4 protein-coding genes are annotated in these 3,118 nt (G+C 72.3%); all 4 read right to left on the bottom strand.

What is annotated here, in order from left to right; genetic code table 11:
- Positions 1-60 precede the first annotated feature (60 nt).
- The 4 genes from ACWJ6R_RS33305 to ACWJ6R_RS33290 all read right to left on the bottom strand — a co-directional run bounded on the left by ACWJ6R_RS33305 (position 61) and on the right by ACWJ6R_RS33290 (position 2,850).
- Positions 61-285 carry a hypothetical protein gene (locus ACWJ6R_RS33305; RefSeq protein WP_449066030.1) on the bottom strand — a complete coding sequence of 75 codons (225 nt, stop codon included), beginning with the start codon at positions 283-285 and terminating at the stop codon, positions 61-63.
- A gap of 77 nt (positions 286-362) precedes the next feature.
- Positions 363-641 carry a TetR/AcrR family transcriptional regulator gene (locus tag ACWJ6R_RS33300; protein ID WP_449066029.1) on the bottom strand — a complete coding sequence of 93 codons (279 nt, stop codon included), beginning with the start codon at positions 639-641 and terminating at the stop codon, positions 363-365.
- A gap of 11 nt (positions 642-652) precedes the next feature.
- Positions 653-1,078: a VOC family protein gene (locus ACWJ6R_RS33295; RefSeq protein WP_449066028.1), complete on the bottom strand. Its 426-nt coding sequence runs from the start codon at positions 1,076-1,078 to the stop codon at positions 653-655.
- Between the two features lie 83 nt (positions 1,079-1,161).
- Positions 1,162-2,850 carry an ABC-F family ATP-binding cassette domain-containing protein gene (locus ACWJ6R_RS33290; RefSeq protein ID WP_449066027.1) on the bottom strand — a complete coding sequence of 563 codons (1,689 nt, stop codon included), beginning with the start codon at positions 2,848-2,850 and terminating at the stop codon, positions 1,162-1,164.
- Positions 2,851-3,118 lie beyond the last annotated feature (268 nt).

Below are 3,118 nucleotides of genomic sequence, written 5' to 3'. Positions count from 1 at the left end.
AGGGAGCCCTGCCGGGAGCACCGGACCCTTGTTGACGTCGTCGACACGGCGGCCCTGAGGTCAGGGTGCCAGCCAGTTCGCGGTGAGCTCGCGCAGGCTCCCGCACCAGCGGGTCCGGTCCCCTCCGGTGGCGACCGCGTCGGCTGCGGCGTGCAGTGCGGCGAACAGCAGGCCGGCTGCGACGTCCGGGTCCACCTGCCGCAATGCGCCCTCCTCGACACCCCGGCGGATGATCCGAGCGAGCAGTCCGGTGGCCGAGTGCTCGTCGCCGGCGGGGGCCGGCACGGCGGAGGAGTGGAAGACCGCATCGTGCAGTTTCCCGCAGCCGACCGTGAAGTCGACGAAGCGGTCGATCTCCCCGTTCAGGACCGCGCGCCAGTCCTGCGGGGCCCCGCGGCCAGCCGCTCCCGCAGCGGAGCGCTGTAATCGTCCATCAGCCGGTCGTGCACCGCGACCAGCAGGTCCTCCCAGGAGGGGAAGTAGACGTAGAAGGTGCCCTTGGCCGTACCCGCCTCGGCCGTCACCGCGGCGGCCCGGTTGGCCGGCTCGCCCTGCTCCCTCAGCACCCGGATCGCGGCGTCGATCAGCTCGGTGCGGCGCTCGTTCGGGGACAGCCTGCGGCGGGTACGGGGTCGGTTCACACCTGCCGAGATTAGGGCATCGCCTGCTTCACCTCGGGAGGGAAGGCGTAGATCTGGAAGACGTAGCCGTCGGGGTCGCGGAGGAACGCCGACGGGATGCCGGGCGGGATCGTCTCCCGGTTGACCAGTACGGCGCCCGCGGCGAGCACCTGTTCCAGAGCCGCGTCGAACCGCTCGAGATCGGCGACCTCGAAGCCGAAGTGGTCGAGCCCGCCGATCTTGCCGACCCGCTCCCGCTCCGCCTCGAACTCGACGGGCACGGTCTCCTCGCTCACCGTGAACATGTCCCCTCCTCCGGGTGTGCCGAGGATGATCATCTTCCCGTCGAACTTGTCGACCATCCGGCGCATCCCCAGCGCCTGTCCGTAGAAGGCGGCGGCCAGCTCGGCGTCGCTCACCCGCAGATGGATGTGGCGCACTCCGGTGAACACGGACATGGAAAGCCCCTTTCATGGGTCGGAAGGCCATAATGACCTCAGGTCAATATTATTGACCTGAGGTCATTAGTCAAGGGGTGGATCTATCCGGCGGGAACGGTGCCGACTCCTCGGAGCCCTTGAGGCTCGCCGAGCCGCGACGGCATGCCGTTCAGGGCCAGGACGGGCCAGTGGGCGACGTCGCGGCGGAGCCGCCGGTCGTGGGTCGCGAGCACGACCGCCGCGCCGGTCGCCTCCAGAGCCTGCGTCAGCTCGTCGACGAGCGCGATCGAGAGGTGGTTGGTCGGCTCGTCCAGCAGGAGGACGTGCGGGCGGGCGGCGAGCGCCAGGGCCAGGTCGAGGCGGCGCTGCTGCCCCATCGAGAGCTCCCCCACGGGTCTGTCCAGGTCCGCCGGGGCGAGGATGCCGAGCGACTTCAGCGGGACGGCGTCGTCGTCCCGCAGGATCCCCCGGCTGACGAGCCGTCCGAGTCGGGCCTCGTAGACGTCGCGGGCCCGCCGCCCGGCCGGCGGCGACGACTCCTGGGCCAGCAGTTCCACCCGCACGTCCCGGCCGACGCGCAGCGTCCCGGTCGACGGCTTCTGCCGGCCGGCGAGCACGGAGAGCAGCGTCGACTTGCCCGAGCCGTTGGGCCCGCTGACGACCAGCCGCGCCCCGGAGCCGAGGACGAGCGTGGCGGGCCGGTCCAGGCGGCCGGCGACGGTGATCCCGGCGGCGTGGAGCAGGGTGGCACCGGGGCGCCCGGGCAGGTCGGGCACCCGCAGCCGGAGCGGGGGTTCGGGCACCGTGACCGCGTGCTCCTCCAGCTCGTCGCGACGCCGGTTGACCGACCGGACAAGTCCGGGCGCACGGGTGGCGCGCTGGTGCTTGCCGGTGCCCTTGTCGGGGCGCCAGCCGGTCACGAGCCGGTCCTGCGCCTTGGCCAGGTCCTCGGTGAGGCGGGCGTGCTCGGCCCGCTGCCGCTCGTACTCCTCCTCCCACCTGTCCCGCTCGGCCTGCCGGCCCTCCTGGTACCCCGCGTATCCGCCGCCGTAGACGCGGGGCCGCCCGTCGCGGCTCGGATCGAGGTCGAGCATCGCCGTGGCGACGTCGGACAGCAGCGCCCGGTCGTGGCTGACCAGCACGACCCCGCCGGGCAGGCCGCGCAACCGCGCGGTGAGGTACTCCAGCCCATCCTGGTCGAGGTGGTTCGTCGGCTCGTCGAGCAGCAGGAAGTCGTGCTCCGCGCCGAGCAGGCACGCCAGCCGTACCCGGTAGCGCTGGCCCACCGACATCTCGTCGAGGGGCCGCGAGCGGTCGGTGACGGCGCCGAGCGCTTCGAGCGCGACGTCGACCCGGCGGTCGGCGTCCCACGCTTCGAGCGTCTCGGCGGCGGCGAGCGCGGCGGCGTACTCCTCGGCGGCGCCGGTCCGCCCTTCGGCCAGGTGCGCGACACCGCGGTCGAGGGCGCGCAGTGCCGCACGGACGTCGGCGAGCTCGGAGTCGACGAGGTCGCCAACGGTACGACCACCGCTGACGGCCATCTCCTGCTCGGCGGTTCCGAGCGTGCCGACCCGATGGACCATCCCGGAGTCCGGCGGGAGGATCCCGGCGAGGATGTGGAGCAGCGTGGACTTGCCCCGGCCGTTCTCACCGACGACGCCCCAGCGGGAACCGGGGGAGACTGTCAGGTCGACGCCTTCGAGGACCTTGCGGCCACTGCGGCTGATGTGGATGTCGGATGCCATGAGCTGCGCGTGGGCACGCGCGGGCAGGGTGACAGGGTTGTTCATGTCTCTTCCTGTGGAGGCGCGCTCATCCCCCGGACGGGTGGACGGAGGCGCTCTCGGTCACTGACGGACGGCCGATCGGCCGGTGGAAACGGCGAACAGCCCGCTGCCTCGGCCTACGGGCGCGAGGGGCGGGCTGGACGGGCCCCGTCAGAGGAAGAACAGATATTGCACGGCCCCAAGCTAACAAACCGACGTCCGCGGATCGACCGCTTATCCGGGCCGCGCCCTGGAGCCGTCGGACCTCCCGAGGACCGCGATGGTCTCGACC

It is taken from the genome of Planomonospora algeriensis, from assembly GCF_977012225.1.
Note: the sequence above shows the minus strand (reverse complement) of the source record. Positions and strands in the feature narration are given on the sequence as shown.

Bases quoted from the DNA above. Each gene is read 5' to 3' on its own strand.
- ACWJ6R_RS33290 (WP_449066027.1), bottom strand. From the start codon at position 2,850: ATGAACAACCCTGTCACCCTGCCCGCGCGTGCCCACGCGCAGCTCATG.
- ACWJ6R_RS33295 (WP_449066028.1), bottom strand. From the start codon at position 1,078: ATGTCCGTGTTCACCGGAGTGCGCCACATCCATCTGCGGGTGAGCGAC.